The sequence below is a fragment of the Pseudomonadota bacterium genome, assembly GCA_018823135.1.
In the GTDB taxonomy this organism is placed as follows: domain Bacteria; phylum Desulfobacterota; class Desulfobulbia; order Desulfobulbales; family CALZHT01; genus JAHJJF01.
On record JAHJJF010000005.1, the window covers coordinates 1 to 25,858 of the forward strand.

Consider the following 25,858-nt stretch of genomic DNA (forward strand, 5'->3'; position numbering starts at 1 on the left):
CAGACCGCCAGTGAAGGTGATACCAATAAAGCCATGAACATGTTTGATGAGTTTATCGCCACCTATCCTGAAAGCTCTTTTATTGAAGAAGCAAAAGAGGCACGGGAAATGCTCAAAGCCGAAGCCGCTCAACCGGCAGGTGAATAGGCGGTAATTGCTGCATACCCAATAATGCTTCATTAAAACGGAAGAGCCTTATTCTTCACTGAAGCAATTTTAATCCTCAGAGATTCCAGCCCCAGTATTTCAGGAATTCTGGAAAATTCCACATGTCGGATTCTTCCCGCGCCCAGAACTTGAGGCTCGTATAAAATACCGTTCCGGTTGTCTCAGCCGGGCCGTAATCCTTGTCTTCACCGATATGCCAATCCATGGCCCACCAGCTCATGAGTAGCCGTTCATAGGGCTTAAAGCTTCCCTTGACGTACCCCTTCCTGAATCCCTGTGTATCATAAAACCCGGTTGTTGTCTCACCCAGAGGAAGAGCCTGCAGCAGTTCAATCGGAAACATCGGAACCCTGAAAATTTCTCTGTTGGACTCCGCTGGATCCGGTCCTATAACTCCTGCCCCCATAACTCGATGGGTGCCCTTTCTCAGTGCTAAATAATACTGTTCCTGACGATTCAAGGCGCTTTCGGAAAGTGCGAGTAGACCTGGGAGCGTCTCACCGTAGACGCGTTGCTTTGAAATATCCCATGCCTCCGGGAATGCTTTTTGGGGCAAATATGAAGTTGGGATAAAATTCAGGTAACAGCCGCAGGTATGGACCGAGGTGATGAGAACAGGTTGTTTCTGCGCATTGACCGTTACAATGGTAATCAGCCCGACATTATATCCGCCGGTAAGATGCGAGAACGGCACCTTCTCAAAATGTATTCTGTAAATATAATTGGTATACGCAGCGTTATCGGTCTTGAAAAATACTTTCTGGACATACAGGGCAGGCCGCCGGGGATCTACAAAAACCTTGGTATCTCCCGAAGGAGTTATGCGGGCAGATGGTATACCAATCCTGTTAACGGGAAAATTATTTTCTTCAACAAGAAAAATGGGAGCGAATCGAAAAAAATCTGAGTCTTCAACAACAGGGAGATAATATCCCACAGGACTAATGGGTGCTTGTTCCGGCTGGAGCCCTGCGCAGCCCGCAAGGCTGAAGAGAAAAATACAAAACAGCAAATAAAGGATTTGAATCCGGTGATTTCTTCTCAGGGCTGCTTTCATGGATCCACACGATTCTAACAAGGAACAACCTGTTTGGTTTCAAAAGATTATTGAAATTGGACCCTGCAGAATCTCCTCTTGCCGACCTTCAGTAAAACCTCTCCGGAAGTCTCGACGGTATATTCAGGATCGGAAACTTTCTCGCCATCAAGAGATACGGCTTTTTGCTGGATCAACCGCCTTGCTTCGGAAGTACCATCTGCAAGACCGGCATCAACAAGGAGGCGTGGCAGCCAGATTGTCTTTTCCTCTGAGTGGATCTTTTTTTCAGGTATATCATCAGGAAGATCATGGTTTTTAAAAACCTTGTCAAAATTTTCTTCGGCCTTAAAAGCTTCTTCTTCCCCATAAAATCGGGCGGCGAGTTCTCGGGCAAGCTTCTGCTTTACTTCTTTCGGATGAACTTTTCCATCCTCCATCTGTTGCTTCAGCGTTGCGATCTCATCTTGAGGAAGGTCGCTTAACAACTCGTAATACCTGAACATCAGTGTATCGGAGACGGAAAGGACCTTGCCGTAAATATCGCCGGAAGATTCAGTTATGCCGATATAATTGCCCAAAGACTTGCTCATCTTGTTAACGCCGTCAAGGCCTTCCAGGAGCGGCATGGTGATGACCACCTGAGGTTCCTGTCCCCAGGCCCGCTGCAAATCCCGCCCCATGAGAAGATTAAAGAGCTGGTCGGTTCCGCCGATTTCCACATCAGCTTTCATAACCACAGAATCATAGCCCTGAATCAGGGGATAGAGAAATTCATGGATACTTATGGGTCGCTCATTTTCGAATCTCACCTTGAAATCCTCGCGTTCGAGCATGCGGGCAACGGTCAACTGCGATGCAAGTTGAACAAATTCCTGGGCAGTGAGCTTGTTCAGCCATGTGCTGTTAAAAACCACTTCCGTCCGGTCAGGATCAAGAATTTTAAATATCTGTTCCTTATAGGTTTCGGCATTTTTTTTGACATCCTCCTGGGTGAGGACTTTTCTGGTTTCGGATTTTCCAGTAGGATCACCGATCATCCCGGTAAAATCACCGATCAGAAACTGCACGTTATGACCCAATTCCTGAAAATGCTTCAATTTCTGGATAAGAACGGTATGGCCAAGATGCAGATCAGGAGCCGTGGGATCAAACCCTGCCTTTATCGTTAAAGGAACACCTGTCTCTTTGGATTTCAAGAGCTTCTGAGACAGGTTTTCCTTTGAGATTACATCAACCGTACCCCGTGTGATCAGGGCTATCTGTTCATCTATTGTCAAATTCATTTATTGCTGAAGCAGTTGGAGGTCTCCCCAAAAGGAAAAGACCTCAGAATTATTACCATACGTTATCATTGGTTATTTTGCGTATTCTACGGATCGGGTTTCCCGGATAACCGTCACTCTGATCTGTCCCGGATAGGTCAGATTCTTTTCAATTTCCTTGGCTATATCCTTACCTAAAAGAGTTGTCTCGGAATCTGATACTTCCGTACTGTTTACAACGATTCGCAATTCCCGACCAGCCTGAATCGCATACGATTTTTCAACACCTTTAAAAGATGATGCAATGGTTTCAAGATCTTCAAGCCTCTTGACATAGGTCTCAAGCATCTCTTTTCTGGCTCCGGGCCTTGCACCTGAAAGGGCATCAGCGGACTGGACCAGAATATCGAGAACGCTGGTGGGTTCAACATCCTCATGATGTGCCGCGATGGCATGAACCACCTCAGGCGCCTCGCCGTATTTCTTTGCTAAATCCCGGCCAATACTTGCATGGGATCCTTCAACCTCATGGTCAACCGCTTTACCGATATCATGCAGGAGCCCGGCGCGTTTAGCCTGTTTGACGTTCAGACCGAGTTCTGCAGCCATGATACCGCAGAGGAAAGATACTTCCAGGGAATGCTGCAACACATTCTGGCCGTAGCTCGTACGGTACTTAAGACGTCCAAGCAATTTGACCAGCTCAACATTTACCCCATGAGAACCGACATCAAAGGTTGCCTGCTCCCCGGCTTCACGGATGGTCACCTCAAGCTCCTGGGCAACCTTTTCCACCACTTCTTCAATCCGGGCCGGATGAATCCTGCCGTCTGATATCAAGCGCTCCAATGCTTGGCGGGCCACTTCCCGGCGGACCGGATTAAAGCCGGACAAAATCACCGCCTCAGGAGTATCATCAATTATAATATCAATTCCAGTTGCAGCCTCAATCGCCCGAATATTTCTTCCTTCGCGGCCGATAATCCGGCCCTTCATCTCCTCGTTGGGCAACGGAACAACCGACACGGTTTTTTCCGCAACATAATCACCGGCATAGCGAGAAATAGCCAGAGCAAGAATATTCTTGGCCTTGCGATCAGCCTGAATTTTCATCTCATTTTCGATACGGACTACAGCCTTGGCCGCCTCCATACGAGCCTCGCTTTCAATGCTTTCCATGAGCATGGATTTGGCATCTTCTCTGGAAATGCCTGAAATTTTCTCCAGCTGAAACCGCTGCTCCTCGATTACCGTGTCAAGCTCCTTCTTTTTTCTTTCGAGCTTTTTGTCATCATCGATTGAAGCCTTTTCTTTCTTGAGGAGTTCCATCTCGCGCTTATCGAGAATTTCGATTTTTCGTTCTATCTGATCAAGCTTCTGCGCGAGCCTTTTTTCCTCTTCGGTAATCTCAATTTTTCGATCCTTAATTTCCCGCTCAATTTCCTGCTTATACTGAAACGCATCATCCTTGATCTGGAGTGACGCCTCTTTTTTTATCTGTTCGGCTTCCGCCAGGGCTTTTTCAATAAACCTCTTTCCCTGCTCCTCAATATTATCCTTGCGGACCTCAATAAATTTCTTTCGAAAATAAAATCCGAGGCCGACTCCTGCCCCAACCCCGACCAATACGAATAAAATCACCTGTAATAACATGCTCACGGGGATTGCCCTCCTGTTCTATATTGTTAACAATGATGCGCAGCTGTGAAAAAGTGAAGATAGCAAACACAAAATGCATTTATCTCCAGAATGCTTTAAGTCACGCGTCATTGATTAAAATGATCTTTTGCGAACCACCGAATGTATATTCCCAATTTTAAAATGGACATATGTCCGGCATTACAAAAGACACCAGCAAATTCAGTAAACCGACTTGTCATGCAATAAAAAAATAATAATTCCAAGACGTTGAACAGAAAAAAGCACGTCAACAACGAAACGAAATTCCATGGGAATATCATTAATTTGTATTGAGAAAAAAAAGGGGGCGGGGAAATTGGGGGGGGACCAAAAACTTGCCGAAAAAATTCGACGGTGCCAAAACTATTAAAAATTATTCATTAACTAGTGATATAGCCTTTATTTTTCAATATGAGGCCCATAGCGCAAAAAAAAACCCGGCATCTTTCACTTACAGTGCTTAAAAAATAACTCACTGAAATTATCCGAAATGAACCCGCCGGCACAACGCACATATAACATTTATATAAATCTAAGCGTGTCAGGAATGACTTATCCCAAACGTACAACTACTTCAAATTTCACACAATTACCCCAGATACTGACCCTTTGGAATCCCTTTTCACAATTAGAAAGGGGCATTCTCACTACAAAACTTTTGTACCTCCCTGTTTTGTCATATATATAAACGCTTCTCACAACCGAGGCGCGTGATTTCCTTAAAAAAAACTCCCCCGCCATTGCCGTGTGAACAGCGACATCGAACCTAACAGTGTTAGGTGGGTGTTGAAACTCATAGTTGCTTCAAGGAATTTCGATTGCGCGAATTCCTTTCCATAACCAGCGGAGTCACCCTTGATGCCAATGTTGGCTCGAAACTAACTGTCTAGCACCAACAAGGCAGGGGAATAACTTTAACCTTATATTACTTAGAGTAAATTCTCAATTTTTTTCGTCAATCGGTCAATATCTTCATCAACCTCGCGCCTGAAATTTTCGAAATCTCTCTTTAATTTCACATACTTGCCTGCCATATTAAGGCTGATCAAAATTGCAAGTTTATGGGACGGAAGACGCGCGGAGGCATGGCTTTTATCCTCTAGCTGAGATTTCACCAGCTGTAAAATCTCGTCAACATCTTCTTCCGGAGCATCCGTATAAAGCGGATATTCCTGCCCAAGTACTTCAAACTTTACTAATCGCTCCAAGAAGCCTCCCAACCAGCACCATGACAAAACGTTGTAATTGTTCTACTGTTGCCCGCCAATAGTAAAAATCTGCGATTGAGATTTTTCCCCGGTTTCCCTTTGCGGCTCCGCAGTACTTGGGGATGATGCCTTCTCCCATTTCTCTATGGAATCAATCAGTCCCGAAACACGCTTATGAATAACCGACTTTTCGCCCTTTAAACTATCCACCGTTTCCCGGAGTTCTTTCAGTTCTTTATCCTTCTGTCCGAGCACCGCTTCAAGAGAAAGTTTCTCCTGCTTGAGTATATTATAATTTGCAATCATCTTTTCAACGATTGCCTCCAGTCTGTTGATATCTTCCGCATGTTCCATTTCTTGAAAACCTCCCGACCCTTTCGCCTGCCACACAGATGAAGAAGAGCTGTCTTATTGTCTTAACTATCTAAAATCAAAAGAATTTTCGTCAACCGGAAAAACTTTTTTGAATGTCTGAAAAACATTGAATGCAATGAAAATATACAACCTAAAAAAAACCAAAGTCAACCGAAATAAACCGATAGTTTAAAAGAGTGCCTTAGCAAAAATGCTGCGCGGCATTAATTATCCTGTTTTCGTGATGTTAGAGGCGAAACCTTTTCAAAACTTTTAATCTCAACTCCTTCAAGATTGGAAAATGCGCCGATTATCACGCCTTCACCAACTTTACAATTATTAAGCATTACTGACTGTTCAACAATACAGTCACTGCCAATTGTGGTCTCCCCCTGTAATAAAACGCTTTGACCAATAATGGTATCTTTTCCAATGATTACGTTTTTTTCAATACAAATACTTTCCGGTCGCAGCAGCGTTACACCGGAAGCCATCAGCCACTCGTTACGCCTGTTAATAAGGGTCTGATGCGCCTTGGCGAGTTCCATGCGCGAATTAACACCCAGCACCTCATCAGGGTCTTCGCATATATACCTGGTAACCCTTTTGCCCTGGGAAGTTGCGATGCTGACAATATCGGTGAGATACATTTCTCCCTGTTTGTTATCCGTGCCCACCATTTCTAAAGCACTCCACAGAAAGTCTAGATCAACGCAATAAATACCAGCATTGATCTCTTTGATTTTCTTGGTTTTTTCATCTGCATCCTTTTCTTCGACAATGCCGACGAGATTGCCGCTTTTATCAGAGACGATTCGCCCGTAATTTTGTGGATTATCGAGAACAGTGGTCATTACGGAAAGTACTGTTTGCGTTTTTCCATGAAACTCAAGCATCGCCTTGAGGGTCTGGGGGCGAATAAGCGGAGTATCACCACAAAGAATCAGTGCGGTTCCGGAAAAATCATCAAGTTCCTCCCGGCAGGAAAGCACCGCATGTCCCGTTCCGAGCTGCTCTTTCTGGACAACGGTATCCACCTTGTATCCGGAAAGTGACGATTCAACCGACTCTCTTTTATAGCCGGTCACCACAATGACTTTTTGTATTTCACAGCCATTTACCGAATCAATTACATGATGCAGCATTGGTGAAAAAAAGACTTCATGGAGCACTTTTGCCCTGGCCGATTTCATCCTTGTGCCTTTTCCGGCAGCAAGGATAATTGCACACTGTTTAAGACCCATCCATTTCCTCTTTAGTCAAATAAGCATTATTGAAGCTTCCAGTCGCGGAGAACCACAAGCATTCGAGTTACGAAAATGCACTCACTTTTCCTGTTCAAAATCCAGCAACTCGAGAATTGCTTCGGGGAGCTCTGCGGCGAGTTCTGAGGCGGTGTAGCCCATATCCATTCCCATTGTTTCCGAGAGACCGTCCGCGGCAAGGCCATGAACATAGGCCCCCAGACAGGCTGCATGCCATGGATGCACGCCCTGGGCAAGGAACCCGCCGATCAGTCCCGATAGAACATCTCCCATGCCGCCGGCGGCAAGTCCTGGATTACCGGTGGGATTGACTCTCGCCTCCCCGGCGCCATCGGCGATAACCGTTCCAGCCCCTTTAAGCAGCAAGATAACGCCGTTATCCTCGGCAAAACTTCTTGCCATTTCTAATCGCCTTAACTGTATCTCCTTTGAGCTGATGCCTGTCAACCGTGCCATCTCTCCCGGGTGAGGGGTCAGAATCCTGGCAGCAGGGGGATTTTTTATCTCCGAACGAAAGGCTGCCAGGATATTCAAAGCATCCGCGTCCACCACCATGGGTAGATCCAGATTACTGTAAAGTTGCAATACCAGCTCCGCAGTCTCGGGATCGGTACCCAGCCCCGGCCCAATAACCACCGCCTGCTTTCCGGCGGCGGCATCCATTATCCGCTGAAAATCCTGCACGCTAAACTGCCCTTTTTCCGTCCCAGAAACCGGGATGGTCATGGCTTCCACAAGACAGGACTCATACACAGTATTGATCACCTGCGGCGCACAAAGACTCACCAGACCCACCCCGCATCGCAAGGCACCACGGGCACTCAAGATCGCCGCCCCTGTTTTTCCGGGGGAGCCGGCAATGATCAGCAAATGGCCGAAAGTCCCTTTATGGTCCAGGGCATTACGATCAGGGAGCCATTGGCAAAGATCTTCTTTCTCCAGTAACTCGCAGCGGATATCAGCGTTATAAACGGCCTCCGGGGGTATGCCGATATCCACCAGGGACAATTCACCGACATATTCCGCCCCGGGATAGACAAAATGACCGGGTTTGGCAAGACCGTAGGTAACTGTTAGCTGCGCTTTAATACATGCTCCCAGGGGATTGCCCGTATCACTGTCAAGACCTGACGGGATATCCACGGATACCACGGGCACAGGGTATTGGTTGATTATTGTTATGACTTCGGCAAAATGTCCGGCAACTTCCCGTTTCAAGCCGGTGCCGAATAGGGCATCGACGGTCAGCCAGCTGCCGGCCAGACTGAGCTCCACGCGGTCAAAAGCGTCGCCCTCAAGAAGGGGAATGATCGGGATCGGCAATTTCCGGACAATCTGAAGATTGATTGCCGCATCCCCTTTAATCTTTTCAGGAGACACCAGAAGAAACACAACGGGTTCAGCCCCCAGCTGATGAAGATGCCTGGCAATGACCAGGCCATCCCCGCCATTGTTGCCGGGGCCGACAAAAATTGACACGGTTTTTCCGGCTGGATCCCCAAAGGTCTGGATGATCTTATCAACCGTGCCCCGTCCGGCGTTTTCCATGAGGACAATCCCGGGGATGCCGTAACGGTCTATGGCCTCCTGATCAAGCTCCCGCATCTGATGGGCATTTGCAAGCTTCATAACCGCTGACCCCTTTTTGATTAATATCGTTTCATGTTCAAACGCATTATTGTTATAACTTAATTTAAAGGAGAGCTAAATACTACAATCACCTGAAAAAATATAAAACTTTGAACGTTTTATTTTCACTGGAGTCCGCTTGTACATATAATCCGCTCAGGGGTAATTGTTCACCTCAATAGCGTTGAACTTCGCCCATTTTCTTATACTAACTTTAGCTGATCAGAGCTCAATATATTGCATGCAAAACAAGTACTGGGAACATTTTCACCATATCGCCGATATCGGCGTGCGTGGCGTGGGCAAAACCCCGGAGGAGGCCTTCGAACAGGCGGCCCTGGCGTTGACCGCGGTTATAACTGATATTGAATCGGTGTTACCGGAAACAAAACTTACCGTGCATTGCGAAGCGGACGACCAGGAATTGCTTTTTGCCGATTGGTTGAATGCCGTTCTCTACGAAATGGACATCCGGAAAATGCTCTTCAGCCGTTACCAGGTACTTATCCACGACAATATCCTCGAAGCGGAGATCTTTGGAGAAAAAACTGACCCACACAAACATGCTCCAGCAGTTGAAATCAAGGGGGCAACCTATACGTCCCTCAAGGTGAAAAAAAATAAACGCGGTCAATGGATCGCACAGTGTATTGTTGATGTTTAATATTCGAAGTATGCGAATTGCTTTAACCCCAGGAGATTCGGACAATCTCCACCAGGGAGGCATCCATGGATACAAAATTATTCAAGCGGCGTGACGAAAACGAGTGGGAAATCCGGCCCCATGGGAAAATGCAGGTTCCAGGAAAGATCTTTGCCAGCGAAAGCCTTGTCAGATCAATGGACGATAAAGTCTTTGAACAGGTTACCAATGTCGCCGGCCTCCCTGGCATTGTTGAGGGTTCCTTTGCAATGCCAGACGCCCATTGGGGGTATGGTTTCCCCATCGGCGGCGTTGCGGCATTTGACGCATCAAAAGGGGGCGTGGTTTCCGCAGGCGGCGTAGGCTTTGATATCTCCTGCGGGGTCAGAACCCTGGTAACCGGACTGACCGCTGAAGATGTTGGCGGCGTGCGGGATAAACTTACCGATCTCCTTGCCGCAACGATCCCGGCGGGGGTCGGCAGCACCGGCAAACTGCGCCTCAATGATAAAGAAATGGAAAAAATGCTGCTGGGCGGCGCAAAATGGGCGGTTTCCCATGGCTATGGGATAAAAAAAGATCTGAGCCGCTGCGAGGAAAAAGGCCAGATGCCCGGCGCACTTCCCGAGCATGTCTCGAATCAGGCAAAAAAAAGACAGCGGGATGAAATGGGCACTCTGGGTTCGGGCAACCATTATCTTGAAATCCAACGGGTGGTCGAGGTGTTTGATCCGCTGGTTGCGGATGTCTTCGGTCTGGCGCTCAGCGATATTGTGGTGAGCATCCATTGCGGTTCCCGTGGTCTCGGCCATCAGATCGGCACCGAATATCTTAAATCCATGCTGACGGCGGCAAACAAGTACGGTATTGCCATACCCGAACGAGAACTTGCCTGCGCCCCCATTGATTCCCCCCAGGGGCAGGCCTATCTCGGTGCAATGCGGGCCGCTATCAACTGCGCCCTTGCCAACCGTCAGATTCTCACCCATCTGACCAGAAGCGTTTTTGAACGAATCCTCCCACGGGCGCAGATTGATCTGCTCTACGATGTTTCCCATAACACCTGCAAGGAAGAAGACCATACTATTCAGGGCAAAAAAACACGTCTCTTTGTCCACCGAAAAGGCGCCACCCGCTCTCTTGGGCCGGGACACCCGGATATCCCTGCCGAATTCAGGCAAGTCGGCCAACCAGTCCTGATCGGCGGCACCATGGGCACTTCATCTTATATTCTCGTGGGCGCCAGCACCAGCGAGGACAAATCCTTCAGTTCAGCCTGCCATGGGGCCGGAAGAAATATGAGCCGCAGGATGGCAATGAAAAAATATAAGGGCAGAACCATCGTAGATGATCTTGCCGCCCGGGGAATTGTGATCCGCAGCCCATCGTTCAGAGGCGTTTCCGAAGAAGCCCCCGGTGCATACAAGGATGTCGACGAAGTTGTAGAGGCGACACACGCTGCCGGGCTTGCAAAAAAGGTGGTCCGGGTGGAGCCGTTGATCTGCATCAAGGGATAATGAAATCCCCACGGATGATTCCTGCCCTTTTCATGAATTGATTTAACACCAGGGATCCGGGATAATATCATTTGCCAACACAACATATTGTAATCATCTGATTAATTTTGTATCCTGATATTCATCTCAAAGATTACAGGACTTCACAGACATTGCCTGACACACGGTAATTTTGTGATCCGTTGCAGTTGTGCTCACCGAGCGGACTGAAATAAAATAAAAACAACCGTTTCCCGCCAGACAATTTCCACGAGACTCTCTTATGAATATATTCAAAAAGTATCCCACCATCATCTCCGGGGCAGGAATCACCTTACTTTTTCTGTTGCTGGGCCTCGTCCACCTGGAAGTGATCGACAGCCTGGAATTAAAACTCTATGACCTGAGAATGCACCTCCTTTCAGATCAGGACAGTCCCAGTGAAATCGTCCTGGTCAACATTGACGACTACTCCATTGAAAATCTCGGCCGCTGGCCATGGCCAAGATCACATATCGCCAAAGGAATCGAAAGCATCAATGCCGGAAACCCGAAAGCCATCGGCTTGAATATCATCTTCAGTGAGCCGGAAGAAAACACCGGGCTCATAGCCCTTAAAAGGGTGGAAGAAATCCTTGAAGAATCAGGGTTGGCGAAAACTGAAAATGGCAAAAATGTCATCAAGGAAATGGACAAGCTTTACCTGGCCCTTGACAACGATTCCCTGCTGGCCGATTCAATTAAAGCCGCCGGCAATGTCATCCTGCCCATGGCCATGCTTGAATCGGACATTGAAGGTGTTGACACCGGCGAAGCCGATGACAGCCTGCTCAGCATGTCCATAACCAACATGAAAATACTGGAGAATTCTTCTTCCCCACAGGCAACCAACCTCCTGCTGCCCATTAAACCGCTGATGCTGGCCGCCAACGGCCTGGGCCATCTTACCCTTGCCTATGACATGGACGGCAAGGTCCGTATGGAGAAAACCATTTATGAATTCCGGGAACAATTTTATCCCTCCTATGCCCTGCGGCTAACAGCCGCATACCTGAATGTTCCCCTTGAAGAGATCAGCGTTGAACTGGGGAGTTCCATTCAACTGGGCTCCCGACGGGTGTCCACCACCCTGGACTCTGATTTTCCGGTGACTTTCAAGGGATCCAGCGGCGCCTTCCGGTCCTATTCCTTTTTTGATGTATATACCGGCAAGATTCCTGAAAGCGCTTTTAAAAACAAACTTGTGCTCATCGGCCCTTCGGCGCTTGGCTTGATTAATCCGTTAAATACACCACTGGAACCGAATATGCCCCTGGGTGAATTATCGGCAAATGTCATCTGGTCGATGCTCAACAATAAAACAATTAACAGCCCGGCATGGGACCAGGCCTTCGAGCTCCTGCTGATTCTCCTGGTCGGGCTGATTATTACAATTGTCCTGCCGCGGCTCAAAGCAAGATTGTCGGCGCTGGTCTTTTTCGGGCTCATGGTGCTGTTTCTCGGTGGCACAACCTATGCCTTTGCCGCAAATGGTCTCTGGATTCATACCGCCTATCCCCTGCTGGAACTGATCTTCGGTTACTTTGTGGTGATTTCGCTGAAATACTTCTTCACCGAGACCGACAAAGAAAAGGTTGAAGGCGAATCAGCCGAGACCAACCGGATGCTCGGGCTGTCATTTCAAGGTCAGGGGATGCTTGACATGGCCTTTGATAAATTCCGTAAATGCCCCGTTGACCAGGGCATGCAGGAAGTTCTCTATAACCTTGCCCTTGACTACGAGCGTAAAAGACAATTCAACAAAGCAGCTTCAGTTTATGAATATATTGAAAAACACGGCGGTGAGTTCAAGGATGCCGATGACCGGAAAAAGAAAATGGTCCAGCTTGGTGATACGGTGATCATGGGCACAGGGGGCGCGGACCCACTGCTTTCAAACATAGGTGGTGATGGAGACACCAAACCCACCCTTGGCCGTTATGAAATCATCAAGCAGCTGGGCAAAGGCGCCATGGGCATCGTCTATCTTGGCAAGGATCCGCGAATCAATCGGACCACGGCGATTAAAACCTTCCGTTTTGCCGATGAACTTGAATCGGATGAAATCGCCGAGATGAAAAAAATGTTCTTCCTTGAAGCGGAAAGCGCCGGCACCCTGTCTCATCCGAATATCGTCACAATCTACGATGCCGGCGAAGAAGAGGATCTTGCCTATATTGCCATGGAATATCTGGTGGGCAATGATTTAAAGGGCAACACAAAAAAAGGCTCACTCCTGCCCATGCGCAAGGTTGTCGGCTACATGGCAGACCTTGCTGATGCCCTTGACTATGCACACAGGCAGGGAATTATCCATCGCGATATAAAACCTGCCAACATTATGCTTCTTGATAACGGCGTGGTCAAAATAACTGACTTCGGCATCGCCAGGATTACCTCAAGTTCAAAAACCCAGACCCAGACCGGTATCGTCAAGGGCACACCATTCTACATGTCCCCGGAACAGATCTCCGGCGAAAAAGTTGACGGGCGCTCCGATCTTTTTGCCATGGGTGTTGTCATGTATCAACTCTTCACCGGCGAGGTCCCCTTCCGGGCTGAGAATTTTGCGACACTCATGCATAAAATTATCAATGAACCTCATATTGATCCGAGAAAACATAACCCGGATATCCCTAAACCCCTGGCACAGATTATCAATTTTGCCCTGGTCAAGGACAAAACTAAACGGTATCAGAAAGCAAGCCAGATGGCTGATCATCTGAATAAAGTTCTCAGGTGGATGGACAAAACCGCAAATGGCACACAGACTGCCGAAAGATCATCCTCGTGAAAAATATTTACCTATTATTTCAAAGGGTTAATTAATGCTAGCCATTGAATCCGCCGGCCTTACCGATATCGGCAATAAAAGAAAAAACAATGAAGACAGCTACTTCCTTGATGACGACCTGAAACTCTATATTGTTGCGGATGGCATGGGCGGGCATCTTGCCGGGGAGGTTGCCAGCAAACTGGTGGTGGACACCACCAGAGATTACCTTAAACGTTTCCATACCGGTATTCAGGTCGAAGAACTCATTGACACCGACCCGTCACTTTCCAAAAACGCCAACCGCCTTATCGCCGGACTGCAACTGGCAAACAGTGTCGTCAACAAATTTTCTGAAAACAAGGGCGCTTACAGCGGAATGGGTTCAACGGTTTCCGCAGTGTATTTCCCCGGAGACTCGCTCATAGCGTCAAACATCGGCGACAGCCCCATCTTCCTGGTCCATAAGGGAGAAATCAGTCTTGTTTCAGTCATCCACAATGTTGCCGCAGAGCAGGCGATCCTTGATCCTGAAGGCGCCAAAGACCTGAACGGCAAATATTCCAATATCCTCACCAGGGCCATGGGCAAGGATGAGGATATAATGCCCGCCACCCGTGAAATCAGGGTAGTGCCCGGTGATATCATCATCCTCTGTTCCGACGGACTCTCGAGCTATGTCCCGGACCATGAGATAAAAGATATTGTCGCGGCAGGCTCTCTTGAGGAATCCTGTAAAACCCTGGTCGACCTCGCTTTAGAAAGAGGCGGGCACGACAATATCACGGTAGTCCTCCTCAGAGTCAAAAAGGTCCGCGGATTCCTGTCAGGATTGTTCGAATTCTTGAAAAAACCTTTTGGCTGACCAAAAGATTTCAGGGATTTTTTTTGCGGGTTCCCTCTGTCTGATCAATCTGATTTTTCACAGCCCCGCAACTTGATGATCAGGCGGCAGAAAAGCAAGGACTCCCGGCCATGCAGAAAACATTAATTTTCATCGGCATAGCTTTTCTGGCAATCGGTCTGCTCTGGCCGACGCTCTCCAGAATTCCTCTTGGAAGGTTCCCCGGAGATATCATCATTACCCGGCCTCATTTCAAAATATACATCCCCATCACCACAATGGTCCTGATCAGCCTGATTCTCTCGGTTCTGGCGCGGATATTCCGGAAATAAATCCATCTGATTACAACAAGTTATATCGTCAGCAGACGATTATTTAAAAAATAATTTCCCCATAACAAATTTCTCTTGCTTTTCCATTATAAGAACCCTATAAAGCAGTTAAATAGTAGATGTTTAATTATACAAATTTGCCACCAGCACCGGACCAGGCAACCATCCGGAATTATAAAGAATCACAAAGAGTTTCAAGGAACAGCCGCCATGTCGAAATTAGAAATCACCACTGTACAGGATGAACCCCCAGACGAAGTCTCGCAAAATGAGGAAAAACCTCCAAGCCAGGGTATTTATTCCTCAACCACCGCCTATCGCAACGCTTCACCCGCAATAACCCACCTTTCAGTCAACAACCTCGGATCGAAAAAAACCAAAACCACCAGGAAGATACAGAACATTCTGCCATTTTTTCCTTTATCTGAAGATAAAAGCCACCAGGGCTGGACTTCATGGCAATGGCAGATCCGTCACAGAATTAAAACAGTCCGGCAACTGGAAAATTTCTTTGCCGGCGCAGCCATCCAATCGGACATCGAAAACGCCATCCACCGCTTTCCAATGGCGATCACCCCTTATTACGCTTCGCTGATCCGCAAGATGGAACCCTCAGACCCTGTTTATCGCATGGCTGTCCCAATGACCGACGAACTGCATGATCCGCCCTTTCTCCTGGATGACCCCCTGGAAGAAGAGCACGACATGCCTGTCCCCGGCTTGGTGCATCGTTACCCTGACCGTGCCCTGATCATGGTGACCTCCATGTGCGCCATGTACTGTCGGCACTGCACAAGAAAACGGGTTGCCGGGCAACGTGAAGTCAACATTTCACAGCCGCAGCTGAAAAGAATTATCAATTACCTGGTAAATCATCCGGAAATACACGATGTTATCCTGTCCGGAGGCGATCCTCTTACCTTACGGACTGAATCACTGGAAAAAATTATTGCCGCGGTCCGCAGTGTTCCCAGTGTCGATATAATCCGTATAGGAACCAGGACACCGGTTACCATGCCGATGCGCATCACCGAAGAACTGGTGACCATGCTTAAAAATTACCAGCCGCTCTGGGTGAACACTCATTTCAACCATCCCAATGAAATTACCGCAGAATCCCGGGCGGCCTGTGCCAGACTGGTGGATGCCGGTATCCCCATGGGCAACCAGACCGTCCTCCTGCGCGGCGTCAACGACAACCCCCAGGTGATGGAGGAACTGCTGCGCGGCCTGATAACCATGCGCGTCCGCCCCTATTATCTTTACCAGTGCGATCTGGTCAGGGGTGTGGAACATTTTCGCACGCCATTGTCCCGGGGCATTGAAATAATGGAATATCTCCGCGGCCGTATTTCCGGGTTTGCAATCCCGACTTTTGTAGTCGATGCTCCCGGCGGCGGCGGCAAGATCCCCGTGCTCCCCAATTACCTGATCACCAGCAGTCCGACACATACGGTGCTCAGAAATTTTGAAGGCATGCTGGTCAGTTATCCTGAGCCGATTGCTACCGGAAGGATGGAGGTTCAGTCCTTCCAGACAAAAAACAAAACCATCGAATCTATTAATCCGACGGTCTTTGATCTCGCCACGGGTCGAGCCCTCAAAATAGAACCGATGACTTCTCTCCGCAAGAAGCGCCGCAGCAGACGTTCGTCTGCCTGATCCGGACGCTTCCGTCTCAGAAAACAACAGAATCATGATTCCCAACCATGGCGTGCATAGCACCCTTGACCTGAAAGACATCCCGGCGTATTCTAAAAAATACGCCGGGTCTTTGCTTAATGCAATTGCAACCCTCCTGATTCAAAGACCAGATACCCCGTAAGGAAATTTTCATGAAAATTAAACACATCGGCCTTGTATACGATCTGCGTTCCGCTTATCTGGCAGAAGGTTATTCCGAGCAGGATGTGGCGGAATTTGATTCCGAATCGACCATTGACGCCCTTGAACAGGCGATCAACGCCAACGGCTACCAGGTCTCGAGAATCGGCCACGGTCGCCAACTCAACCAACGGCTGATTAACGGTGAACGCTGGGATCTGGTTTTCTCCATTGCCGAAGGGCTTAAAGGACGCTCCCGGGAAGCGCAGGTGCCGGCCCTGCTTGAGATGTACGGCCAGCCCTATGTTTTTTCCGATCCATTGACCTGCGCCGTAACCCTGGACAAGTATGTTGCAAAAAAAATTATCCTGGCCGATGGCCTTGCCACCCCAGCCGCGGCCCTGATCCATAGCAAAGACGACCTCAGGGAATTCCGTCTGCCGTTCCCGGTTTTTGCTAAACCGGTGGCCGAGGGTACCGGCAAGGGTATCAGCAGCCGGAGCCGTATTGATACCATTGATGCCCTGCATAATGTCGCAGGCCAACTGCTTGAGGATTTCCCAGGCCAGCCGGTTCTGGTTGAGGCCTATCTTCCGGGAAGGGAATTCACCACCGGCATCCTGGGTACCGGTCATAAAGCCCGTATACTGGGCACCCTTGAGGTATGCATCAAAGATAATGCCCCGGCCGCCGACTATTCCTATGAGGTAAAAGAACTTTGCGAAGACTTTGTCGATTATGTCCCAGTAGTAAAGGGCGACAGCCTGATTGATGCCGTGGAGGCCCTTGCCCTGGCCTCCTACCGTTCACTGGAATGCCGCGACACCGGAAGGGTTGACATTCGCCTTGATGCCGCAGGCACCCCGTGTTTCATCGAAATCAACCCGCTTCCGGGCCTCCATCCGCACCATTCCGATCTGCCGATGATTGCCACTGCCATGGGTATGAATTATAACGATCTTATCGGCGGCATTATCGCCAGCGCCTTTGACCGGGTATAGAGGAATTCATGAAATGACCATCCTGCGCGATAAAGAGATTCTCCTCCTGTACAATCTGCCGGCCGCCGATGCTCTGGAAAGCGAAAAAGGCGTCCTTGTTGAAAGAGATACAGTTGCCGCATCCCTGGAAAAACTAAAAATACCTTATAAGGCCATAGGAGTCCGGGATCTTTATGACATTACCACCGTGCTCGCCGACAAACAGGATCATATAATTTTCAACCTGGTTGAAGGATTTGCAAAAAAATCGGAATCAGCAGCACACGTCCCTGCGGTCTGCGAATCATTCAACTGCCAGGCCACCGGTGGCTCAACCGCCTGCCTGACCCTTACTCTTGATAAAGTTAAAACCAAAGGCGTCCTTTCTGCGGCGTCAATTCCGGTACCCAAAGGCATCAAGGTCCGCCCCGGTTCCCTGCCGGAAAAGTCCGAGCTTTTCCCCGGACCCTATATTGTAAAACCTGCCTGCACCGATGCCAGCGAAGGACTATTTGCCGAGAGCTCGGTTTGCAAGCATTACGGCAAGGAATTACTTGACGCCATAAAATTAATCCATAAAGATTTCAAACAACCGGCCATTGTGGAACAGCTGGTTGGCACCCGGGAATTCAATGTTTCGGTGATTGAGATAAACGGCAGGATAAGCATTCTGCCCATCGCTGAGATCAGTTTCGCGGCCTTTCCGGAAGACATGCCGCGCATCGTCGACTACTCGGCAAAATGGATCGAATCTTCCTTTGCCTACGCCAACACACCCCGTATTTTCCCGGATAATCTGCCCGAGACCCAGAAAAAAAGGATATCAACCCTTGCGGTAAAATCCTGGCACGCTCTGGGCTGCCGCGACTATGCACGAGTGGATTTCAGGATGGACGATTTCGGCAATCTCTATGTTCTCGAGGTGAACTCCAATCCCGACATCTCACCTGATGCAGGTTTTGCCGCAGCATTGGAAAAAGAAGGCATAGCCTATCATCGCTTTGTCGACGCCATGCTGCAGAATGCAAAAAAACGCCTGCATGCGGATAATCCGCCAAAGACTGTGATTCCGTCATCACCAGAAGCCCTTTTGCCTCCAATCGCAGAAGATGACGTCCTGGTCCGCCACATCAACCCCAAGGACCAGCAAGATATCCTGAATATTCTGAACGCCACGGTGATCTTCAGACCGACAGAATTAGTTGTTGCCGCAGAAGTCCTTGAATCAAGCATCAGCAATGCCATAGAAAGCGAATATTTCTCGCTGGTCGCTGAATCCGCAGGGCAGATCTGCGGCTGGATCTGTTACGGGCCGACCCCCTGCACCTCCGGAGTCATGGATATTTACTGGATTGTTGCTTCAACAAAGCTCCGCAGACGGGGCATCGGCCGCGCCTTAATGACTGCGGCTGAAAAAGAAATCCGTGCATCAGGAGCAAGACTGATTACCATTGATACCGCCGGCAGAGACGATTACCTCCCCTCCCGCCTTTTCTATCAGAATGCCGGCTATGAAGAAAAAGCCCGGATCAGGGATTTTTATACACCTGGTGATGACAAGGTTGTTTTTGTTAAGGAGTTGTGAAGCCGACACTCTTGATTTTTTTGATCTTCAGCCGTTGCTTTATCATATGGTCAATCGGGAAATAAATTCCAGGTCTTCCATATCCAGCTCGTCATCTTCACCTGCCGATTCTTTAAAAAGCCCGGGGATCACCATCCAGGAAACCGACCACCAGCCCGACTCATTTCTTTCAAGAGCAGCAACCCCGCCCATCCGAAATCGGAGAATTTCTTTTTCCTGATCGCCGGAGATAAGCAATGCCGCAAGCCTCGCAAGGTGCGGCAGGTGGCCGACAAGCATCGTATCCTCATCAGAAGCATTGAGGCGTGATGCCCATATTTGCGGATCATCAAGGGGCAATAATCCTGCAATCTCCAAAGGCGGGGCAAGACTTAGTTCCCCTGCAAAAGCATCAGCGGTCTGTTGCGCCCGGAGTTTACCGCTGTGATAGACATTTACGGTTTGTGAAAGATCAATGTTTTTTGCTAAAAAGGCGATGACCTTTCTGATCTCTTCTATCCCTTTGTACGAGAGAGGCCTTCGGAGATCCTTCTCTTTGGGCATCGCCTCACCGTGCTGAAGCAGATATACTTTCATAATTTTCCTTTATTCAAAAAATTAATATCAGATGTTTTCCTGAAGTTTAAGGTGGGCGAGCACAAGGTTGATTTCACCGTAGGAATAGTCGTCGCCCAAGGCGATTTTCAGTTCCTTGAGCGAACCACCCTGAATTTCAGTAAGTTTCTGGGCAATGGCCTGTTGTTTTGCAGACGGCACCAGTCTGCCGATTTCCAGCTTGCCGGCCTGAACGAAACCGGCCAGGTGCCCCTCAATGGTAGCATTGGCCAGACCGCGTTCTTCGGCAATTTGCTTCACGCGTAATCCTGATTGAAACATCTCAAAACTGACCTGTCTGGTGTTTCTTGCCGGCATTTTTTCTTCTTTGACTTCAACCTCTTGAAGCGCGACTTGGGGTTCGGGCAACATCACCTCGGCAATCTCGTGTTTCCGGCGATAGGCTGAAACCATGGCAACCAGTTCCGCGCCGTATTTTTCCACGAGCCGGGGGCCGATTCCCTTTATTCTTTTCAGGTCGGCAGGATTGTCGGGCAGGTTCACCGCAATCTGGATCAGCACGCTCTGGTGCATAATCCGAAAATGTGGGAGCCCTTCCTCCGCGGCCTTTTGCGAACGCCAGTCCTTCAGGGCCTGAAACAACTCGGGATGACCGACATCGGCGGCGGTGTATTGCGTTGAGGCTTTTCTTTCCTTCCCTGATTTGAAATCAATTTCTGCGACAGATATGGCGCGCAGATAGCTGGCAAGCGAAAAACCGGCCTCACAACTCTTCACCGCCGCCGACTTCACGGCAATTTCCTTGTTCAATTTGTTCAGGATATCCTTGAGCCTTTTAGCAATTTCCTTATTATCCGTGTCTACTCGGAAATCTCGAAGATTTGCTGCCAGAATCGTTTCGATTTTTTCCTGAAAATAGCCTGATGCCCTGGTGATGCGCTCCGAAACAACAGCGTCCATTTCGGGCAGTTTGTCATTGGCAAAGAGACTGCGCAATTGCCGCTTGAAATTTTCGCCGATATCACAAATTTCAGCCCCCCCCTTTCGCGCCAATTCGTGAAAATCATCCACGCCGGCAACTGTCACCAGTCTGGCGTTTGCGAGCAACACCCGCAGCAACTGATTCAAGTAAAAATGCAACGACTTAAAATCAAAGCATTCCATCAATAAACGCTGCTGATAGCGGTTTTTTGCGTCTATCAGCTGTTGTTGCGAGGGCGAATTTCTCATCGCATTATCCACAAAACGGCATACCGTCTTATCACTTTTCACACAATTTGCTGAAAGAGGCGTACTGAGTATCATGCCCTCAAATGTCTTACAACGGCTCAGGGCTACATAAACCTGGCCATGAGCAAAGGCGGCGTTGGCGTCGATCACGGCCTTTTCAAAAGTGAGCCCCTGACTCTTATGAATAGTAATGGCCCAGGCCAGTTTCAGCGGGAATTGCACGAATTCTCCGACTTTGCTTTCAATAATCTCCTTGGTTTCCTTGTCGATTGTATACTTGATATTTTCCCAGGTTGCCGGTTCGACTACGATCTCGGCGCGGTCGCCTGGGCACTTGACGGAAACCTCTTCACGAGACACACGTGTCACTTTACCGATCTTGCCGTTGAAATAGAGTTTATCGCGAGAAGAATCGTTGCGCACGAACATCACCTGGGCGCCGACCTTAAGTTCAAGCTCGGCCGGAGCCGGATAGGTGTATTCGGGGAAATCGCCTGCGACATCGGCGTTAAAACGACGCGTTTTTGCCGGCAACTCAGCCAATTTGGATTCGTTGATCGCGTCAACGCCGCGATTGTGGGTGCCGAGGGTAATGTAACCTTCGTCGTCCTGCAGCACAAAGTTAGGGAGATAACGGCGGTTGATCTCCTGCAGAGTATCCTGATCCAGCCTGTTATCGCGCACCCGGTTGAGCAGCTCAATGAAACGTGGGTCCGACTGGCGATAAATTTGTTTCAGTTCAATGGAAATCAGTTCGGTGTGACGCAAAGCATTACTGCTGAAAAAATAGAACGATTCATAATAATCGCGCAGAAGTTGCCATTCGGCATCCTTCACCACCGGAGACAACTGGTACAGATCGCCGATCATCAACAACTGCACGCCGCCAAAGGGCAATTCGTTACCGCGATAACGACGCAGGACTGCATCGACGCCGTCCAGCAGATCGGCACGAACCATGCTTATTTCATCGATCACCAGCAGGTCGAGACTCCTGATGATGTTGATTTTTTCCTTGTTGAATTTGTGCTGGCTGCTGCGATCATACGATTCGCTGCCAGGCACAAACGGACCAAAGGGCATCTGGAAAAAAGAATGCAGGGTAACCCCGCCGGCATTGATTGCCGCCACTCCGGTGGGCGCGGTGACGATCATCCGTTTAGGGGTGTTCTTTTTCAGATTATGAAGAAAGGTGGTCTTGCCGGTACCAGCCTTGCCGGTGAGAAAAATATTGCAATCAGTGTCCCTGACAAAATCACCGGCAAGTTGCAGTTCGGGGTTTGAGGTGCTCATTGGTCTCTGGGTTTCAGGGAGGGGAAAAATTCTCACTGGTCATCTGATGGTTCTTTTTTCGTCGTTCCAGCGCCGCATTTATCGCAAATTATATTCTCATCGCTACTCTGCTCGATGAGCTTCCACTTCCGGAGCAGGATCGAATGGTTATTTTTTCTGCGGCAGTCGTTGCATGCCCAGAACTCCACCGGCTTTCCAGCCTCATTTTTAGCCATGTAGAGAAAACGTATAATCATAATTCACCTTATTATTTGAAAACCAGACAATCTCAGGGGATGGTCCGATTAGTATATTATTCTTATAGAGCAGTAGTCTCATAACCCATATCAATATAGACCACCGTCTTCATCCAAATTATCTGTCTCCTGATATAACCCTTTTCTTGCCGGTTTGATAGGGTTATCCGGAGTCTTCTTTTAAAACAATCAAACATCTTGAGGGGGTCCTTGATAGATTGTGGTGGTGCTATCGACAGAATAAAACATGGGCCTGGGATGATACGTGGGTGCCTGTTCCGATTTATTCCATTAAAGCTTCCCGCCACAGAAAAGCAAGGACCTGACCACGGGAAATGCATCCACTGTCCCTGTTCATTGACTGTTGGGCTGATGACTCAATTTATTATGGCCGCACATGGACCAAGGATGTCGCCTTCCACCATATCAGACGGACCGTAAAAACAAATATGTTGAACGCAGGACTTGATAAAATTCACCGTGATTGTATAGTATGCAACTCTCTTGATGGAATGGAAGCATTTTATATGTCTCCCTCTGAAAATGACTTGAAAGAGGCCATGAAAAGATTTACAAACTGGCTTGATAACGCGTTGGCCAAATTGTAAAAAGTCGACCGAGCCAATAACCAAGCACCACCGCGAAGCGCATAACTCGTCAAGAACACTTCATATTGCCCTCGTAGCTCAGGGGATAGAGCTCAGGATTCCTAATCCTGGTGTCGCGCGTTCGATTCGCGCCGAGGGCACCAATTGCCTAACCATACCATCCATTTTCTCCCGCAATGAAAAGGATGTCCACCTTATGTCAATCACCATGAAGAACGCGGTGGACTGCTAAGGCGAGCTCATCAAGTCGATAAGGCTTCTGAACCGAACCCGCAAAACCGTATTCCGCGAAGTTGGACATAACCGGATCGTTTGAATAGCCGCTGGAGACCAGCGCTTTGACATCGGGATATATTTCGGTGAGTTTCTTCAAGGTTTCCAGACCGCCCATACCTCCGGGAATTGTCAGGTCCATTATGACCGCATCGATGGGGGAACCAGCGTCCAGAGCCTGCTGATACAGCACAATGGCTTCTTCGCCATTTTCGGCAGACAGAACCTCATAGCCGAGATGACTCAGCATGGAGGAGGCCACGTCTCTGACGATCTCTTCATCATCCATAAGAAGTAATCTGCCCGAGCCGCTGATATGTTCATCGGTGAGTATTGCAGTTTCGGTGGCGAGAGCACTGGCCGCCGGCAACAGAATCGTAAAAGAGGTGCCTTTATTGGGTATCGACTGCACGGAAATATGACCTGCATGCTTGCTGATGATCGAATGGGTGATGGCAAGCCCCAGGCCGTTTCCCTGCTGCTTGGTGGTGAAGTAGGGATCAAACACCTTATCGAGAATATCGGCGGGGATGCCGGCGCCGCTGTCGCTTATGGTGACTCTGACGTACGCCCCATCTGAAACAGGCAGCATATTTTCCGCACTGGATTGCACGTTGTCGCAAAGCACCGTAACAACTCCACCTTCGGGCATGGCCTGATCGGCGTTGATGATGATATTCTGAATCACCTGGCTCATCTGACTGGTGTCAATATCAACAAGCCAGAGATCATCGGGAATGGAATACTGGCAGGCGACATTGCTCCCCCTGAGAATAAAATCAGCCGATTCCTTGATAATATCGCCGATGGATGCGGTTTTTTTAACCGGATGACCTCCACGGGAAAATGTCAGCAGCTGCCGGGTGAGGTCCCGGGCCCGGAGCGACGCTTTTTCCGCTTGCCGCAGGAGCTTATGGACACGATTCTCCTTCGGGGTCAGCTGTGACGCCAGATTGATATTGCCGAGAATTGCCGCCAGGATATTATTGAAATCATGGGCGATGCCCCCGGCAAGCACTCCGACGGACTCAAGCTTCTTGATCTTGAGCAGCTCGGCTTCCATCCTGTTCTCTTCGGTGACATCCCGGAACACGAGAACAATCCCGATGATACGGTTGCTCTTGTCCCGGATCGGCGCGCCGCTGTCGGCAATGCTCCGTTCCGTCCCGTCAAGGGCGATCAGCGCGGTATGATTGGCAAGACCGATGATCTTGCCGGACTGCAGCACTTTTTCAACCGGGTTTTCACAACGCTCCAGGGTGCGCTCGTTGATGATATGAAAGACCTCCGACAACGGCTTGCCCACAGCTTGTTCACGGGTCCAGCCCGTGAGTTTCTCGGCAATTCTGTTCAACAAAACTACGCGTCCGTCGGTATCTGTGGTTATGACCCCGTCACCAATGCTCGCCAGAGTGACAGCAAGGCGTTCCTTCTCAGCGGCCAGGGCGTCCTCGGCCGTCTTGCGCAGGGTTATGTCCTGGATGATCCCTTCCAGAAAATAAGTGTCATTTTTCCTGTCATATGCCTGCCGGACATTCATCGTCACCCAGATGATGCCGCCGTCCAGCCGGTTGAGCTGAACATCAAAGCCTGAAACAGGCCCTTTATGTAAAAGATCGAGGAGATCCTGTCGCTGAGCTGGCACAACATAGATCTGCCGGGCGATATCATCCAGAGCGGCAATGGCTGCCGCCGGAGTCTCATAGCCGAGAAACCCTGCGAAGGCGGCGTTGCAGTTCAGCAGAACACCGTCCAGGGTACTCTGAAAAATACCGTCCACAGCGTTTTCAAAGATACTCCGGTATTTCTGCTCCGCCTCGCGGAGTGATTCCTCGGCCTTTTCCTTGTCGCTGATTTCCTGCCGCAGCTGGACATTTGTCTGGCGCAGTTCACGGGTCTGTTCCTGCACCATGTTTTCCAGGCTGGACTGATATTTCTCAAGCTCATCCTCGTAAAAAAGTCTCTGCAATCCCCCTGCTATAATATCAGCTGCTGCACCGAGAAAGGCAATCTCCTCGTCGCTCTTCTGCATATTGGCCGGCAGATAGAGAGTGATGACGCCCCGCGGCTTCTTGCCGGTCATGATCGGTACGCAATAATGGCCATGAGGGCGCATGCCGTCAAACCTGATGCTATGACGCTCGTCAATATTGGCGGCATAAAAAGTACGGCACTCAGCTGCGGCAAGGCCGCACAGACAGCGGCCGAAAGGCACCCGCGTACAGAGATCCAGAAGCTCCGGCGCAAGATTCCTGTGGGCTTTTAATACCAGCTCTGCAGATTTCTCTTCCACCAGGAAGACCGCCCCGGCATTTTCGATCTGCAGAAAATCTCTGCCCAGCAGAATGTCAAGGGCCCGGTTGATCAACCTGTCAACTTCCCCGGCCCGCATGGCTTCCTGGTGAAGATCAATCAGTGAAGCGGCACGTTCTTCTTCGAGATATGCCTCGCGGGTGCGGTCCTCCACCATGGACTCAAGGATCTGCAGCTTCTTCTGCAGCCGCGACATCTTGATAAGGGCTTTGTCAAAGTCAGAATCCAT

General features: G+C 49.1%; 19 protein-coding genes, 1 tRNA gene and 1 other RNA gene. 9 read left to right on the forward strand and 12 right to left on the reverse strand.

From position 1 onward, the window contains the following. Positions 1-223: 223 nt before the first annotated feature. The 8 genes from KKE17_00105 to KKE17_00140 all read right to left on the reverse strand — a co-directional run bounded on the left by KKE17_00105 (position 224) and on the right by KKE17_00140 (position 8,605). Positions 224-1,225 (reverse strand): hypothetical protein, encoded by a 1,002-nt coding sequence (locus tag KKE17_00105; GenBank protein MBU1708387.1) that lies wholly within the window; start codon positions 1,223-1,225, stop codon positions 224-226. Positions 1,226-1,272: 47 nt separating this feature from the next. Next, positions 1,273-2,490 (reverse strand): tyrosine--tRNA ligase, encoded by a 1,218-nt coding sequence (locus KKE17_00110; GenBank protein MBU1708388.1) that lies wholly within the window; start codon positions 2,488-2,490, stop codon positions 1,273-1,275. Positions 2,491-2,562: 72 nt separating this feature from the next. Beyond that, a complete protein-coding gene (gene rny, locus KKE17_00115) occupies positions 2,563-4,122 on the reverse strand; it encodes a ribonuclease Y (GenBank protein ID MBU1708389.1) in 1,560 nt (519 codons plus the stop codon). Between the two features lie 754 nt (positions 4,123-4,876). Then, a non-coding RNA gene (gene ssrS / locus KKE17_00120) (6S RNA) lies at positions 4,877-5,059 on the reverse strand. Positions 5,060-5,078: 19 nt separating this feature from the next. Further along, positions 5,079-5,357, reverse strand: coding sequence for a cell division protein ZapA (locus KKE17_00125; protein ID MBU1708390.1), 279 nt, complete (start codon positions 5,355-5,357; stop codon positions 5,079-5,081). Positions 5,358-5,399: 42 nt separating this feature from the next. Next, the gene (locus KKE17_00130) at positions 5,400-5,711 is read right to left on the reverse strand and encodes a DUF904 domain-containing protein (protein MBU1708391.1); all 312 of its coding nucleotides are present in this window, start codon (positions 5,709-5,711) and stop codon (positions 5,400-5,402) included. 224 nt (positions 5,712-5,935) lie between these two features. Further along, positions 5,936-6,955 carry an NTP transferase domain-containing protein gene (locus tag KKE17_00135; protein ID MBU1708392.1) on the reverse strand — a complete coding sequence of 340 codons (1,020 nt, stop codon included), beginning with the start codon at positions 6,953-6,955 and terminating at the stop codon, positions 5,936-5,938. A gap of 81 nt (positions 6,956-7,036) precedes the next feature. Beyond that, complete coding sequence (locus tag KKE17_00140; protein ID MBU1708393.1) at positions 7,037-8,605, reverse strand: NAD(P)H-hydrate dehydratase; 1,569 nt, start codon at positions 8,603-8,605, stop codon at positions 7,037-7,039. Positions 8,606-8,846: 241 nt separating this feature from the next. Here KKE17_00140 and KKE17_00145 point away from each other — a divergent pair, with 241 nt between their 5' ends. The 8 genes from KKE17_00145 (at position 8,847) to KKE17_00180 (ending at position 19,121) form a co-directional block, all read left to right on the forward strand. Then, a complete protein-coding gene (locus KKE17_00145; protein ID MBU1708394.1) occupies positions 8,847-9,269 on the forward strand; it encodes an archease in 423 nt (140 codons plus the stop codon). Positions 9,270-9,334: 65 nt separating this feature from the next. Beyond that, positions 9,335-10,765, forward strand: a complete 1,431-nt coding sequence (locus KKE17_00150) for an RtcB family protein (GenBank protein ID MBU1708395.1) — start codon at positions 9,335-9,337, stop codon at positions 10,763-10,765. 262 nt (positions 10,766-11,027) lie between these two features. Beyond that, entirely contained in the window at positions 11,028-13,577 is a 2,550-nt protein-coding gene (locus tag KKE17_00155) for a CHASE2 domain-containing protein (protein ID MBU1708396.1), read from the forward strand. Between the two features lie 34 nt (positions 13,578-13,611). Then, on the forward strand, positions 13,612-14,421 hold the full coding sequence (locus tag KKE17_00160; protein ID MBU1708397.1) for a protein phosphatase 2C domain-containing protein: 810 nt from the start codon (positions 13,612-13,614) through the stop codon (positions 14,419-14,421). A 110-nt stretch (positions 14,422-14,531) separates the two neighbouring features. Then, on the forward strand, positions 14,532-14,732 hold the full coding sequence (locus KKE17_00165) for a DUF2905 domain-containing protein (protein ID MBU1708398.1): 201 nt from the start codon (positions 14,532-14,534) through the stop codon (positions 14,730-14,732). A gap of 210 nt (positions 14,733-14,942) precedes the next feature. Further along, positions 14,943-16,394, forward strand: a complete 1,452-nt coding sequence (locus tag KKE17_00170) for a KamA family radical SAM protein (protein ID MBU1708399.1) — start codon at positions 14,943-14,945, stop codon at positions 16,392-16,394. 173 nt (positions 16,395-16,567) lie between these two features. Further along, positions 16,568-17,557, forward strand: coding sequence for a D-alanine--D-alanine ligase (locus KKE17_00175; protein MBU1708400.1), 990 nt, complete (start codon positions 16,568-16,570; stop codon positions 17,555-17,557). 13 nt (positions 17,558-17,570) lie between these two features. Then, positions 17,571-19,121: a GNAT family N-acetyltransferase gene (locus tag KKE17_00180; GenBank protein MBU1708401.1), complete on the forward strand. Its 1,551-nt coding sequence runs from the start codon at positions 17,571-17,573 to the stop codon at positions 19,119-19,121. A gap of 42 nt (positions 19,122-19,163) precedes the next feature. Here the strand turns inward: KKE17_00180 and sixA are convergent, their stop codons facing one another. Genes sixA through KKE17_00195 form a run of 3 tightly spaced genes read right to left on the reverse strand, consistent with a single transcriptional unit; the run spans position 19,164 to position 22,435 of the window. Beyond that, the gene (gene sixA / locus KKE17_00185) at positions 19,164-19,697 is read right to left on the reverse strand and encodes a phosphohistidine phosphatase SixA (protein MBU1708402.1); all 534 of its coding nucleotides are present in this window, start codon (positions 19,695-19,697) and stop codon (positions 19,164-19,166) included. A gap of 27 nt (positions 19,698-19,724) precedes the next feature. Next, a complete protein-coding gene (locus tag KKE17_00190) occupies positions 19,725-22,199 on the reverse strand; it encodes a helix-turn-helix domain-containing protein (GenBank protein ID MBU1708403.1) in 2,475 nt (824 codons plus the stop codon). A 32-nt stretch (positions 22,200-22,231) separates the two neighbouring features. Continuing rightward, positions 22,232-22,435: a hypothetical protein gene (locus KKE17_00195; protein MBU1708404.1), complete on the reverse strand. Its 204-nt coding sequence runs from the start codon at positions 22,433-22,435 to the stop codon at positions 22,232-22,234. A gap of 675 nt (positions 22,436-23,110) precedes the next feature. On the opposite strand from KKE17_00195, the gene KKE17_00200 reads away from it, so the two are divergent. Beyond that, positions 23,111-23,186, forward strand: a tRNA-Arg gene (locus KKE17_00200). Between the two features lie 56 nt (positions 23,187-23,242). Here KKE17_00200 and KKE17_00205 read toward each other — a convergent pair. Then, complete coding sequence (locus KKE17_00205) at positions 23,243-25,858, reverse strand: PAS domain S-box protein (GenBank protein ID MBU1708405.1); 2,616 nt, start codon at positions 25,856-25,858, stop codon at positions 23,243-23,245.

Coding starts and splice junctions, on each gene's coding strand:
- KKE17_00190 (MBU1708403.1), bottom strand. CDS start 22,199: ATGAGCACCTCAAACCCCGAACTGCAACTTGCCGGTGATTTTGTCAGG.
- KKE17_00205 (MBU1708405.1), bottom strand. CDS start 25,858: ATGGATTCTGACTTTGACAAAGCCCTTATCAAGATGTCGCGGCTGCAG.
- KKE17_00195 (MBU1708404.1), bottom strand. CDS start 22,435: ATGATTATACGTTTTCTCTACATGGCTAAAAATGAGGCTGGAAAGCCG.
- KKE17_00110 (MBU1708388.1), bottom strand. CDS start 2,490: ATGAATTTGACAATAGATGAACAGATAGCCCTGATCACACGGGGTACG.
- KKE17_00135 (MBU1708392.1), bottom strand. CDS start 6,955: ATGGGTCTTAAACAGTGTGCAATTATCCTTGCTGCCGGAAAAGGCACA.
- KKE17_00160 (MBU1708397.1), top strand. CDS start 13,612: ATGCTAGCCATTGAATCCGCCGGCCTTACCGATATCGGCAATAAAAGA.
- KKE17_00105 (MBU1708387.1), bottom strand. CDS start 1,225: ATGAAAGCAGCCCTGAGAAGAAATCACCGGATTCAAATCCTTTATTTG.
- KKE17_00145 (MBU1708394.1), top strand. CDS start 8,847: ATGCAAAACAAGTACTGGGAACATTTTCACCATATCGCCGATATCGGC.
- KKE17_00170 (MBU1708399.1), top strand. CDS start 14,943: ATGTCGAAATTAGAAATCACCACTGTACAGGATGAACCCCCAGACGAA.
- sixA (MBU1708402.1), bottom strand. CDS start 19,697: ATGAAAGTATATCTGCTTCAGCACGGTGAGGCGATGCCCAAAGAGAAG.
- KKE17_00155 (MBU1708396.1), top strand. CDS start 11,028: ATGAATATATTCAAAAAGTATCCCACCATCATCTCCGGGGCAGGAATC.
- KKE17_00150 (MBU1708395.1), top strand. CDS start 9,335: ATGGATACAAAATTATTCAAGCGGCGTGACGAAAACGAGTGGGAAATC.
- KKE17_00140 (MBU1708393.1), bottom strand. CDS start 8,605: ATGAAGCTTGCAAATGCCCATCAGATGCGGGAGCTTGATCAGGAGGCC.
- KKE17_00175 (MBU1708400.1), top strand. CDS start 16,568: ATGAAAATTAAACACATCGGCCTTGTATACGATCTGCGTTCCGCTTAT.
- rny (MBU1708389.1), bottom strand. CDS start 4,122: ATGTTATTACAGGTGATTTTATTCGTATTGGTCGGGGTTGGGGCAGGA.
- KKE17_00130 (MBU1708391.1), bottom strand. CDS start 5,711: ATGGAACATGCGGAAGATATCAACAGACTGGAGGCAATCGTTGAAAAG.
- KKE17_00180 (MBU1708401.1), top strand. CDS start 17,571: ATGACCATCCTGCGCGATAAAGAGATTCTCCTCCTGTACAATCTGCCG.
- KKE17_00165 (MBU1708398.1), top strand. CDS start 14,532: ATGCAGAAAACATTAATTTTCATCGGCATAGCTTTTCTGGCAATCGGT.